Below are 256 nucleotides of genomic sequence, written 5' to 3' on the forward strand. Positions count from 1 at the left end.
ATACATACAATCATTACCCATCGTATCCACCTGTCGGCGAACACGATCAATAAAAATTTACTTACTTCTTCCAGATTGTTAAAGAACGTACAGCACTTGATCTCTAAAAGACCAAATCTAAAGGCTTACCCTTACATTTGAACTCTTGGTGGAGGATGACGGGATCGAACCGACGACCCCCTGCTTGCAAAGCAGGTGCTCTCCCAGCTGAGCTAATCCCCCATTGGGTAAGACTGGTAGGGCTGGTTGGACTCGA

The 256-nt window shown here is 46.1% G+C and carries 1 tRNA gene; it reads right to left on the bottom strand.

Annotated elements, in window-relative coordinates:
• Positions 1 to 146 precede the first annotated feature (146 nt).
• A tRNA-Ala gene (locus ABWW33_RS33045) sits at positions 147 to 222 on the bottom strand.
• Between the last annotated feature and the right edge of the window lie 34 nt (positions 223 to 256).

This window comes from Duganella hordei (assembly GCF_040369125.1).
Classification (GTDB): domain Bacteria; phylum Pseudomonadota; class Gammaproteobacteria; order Burkholderiales; family Burkholderiaceae_D; genus Rugamonas; species Rugamonas hordei.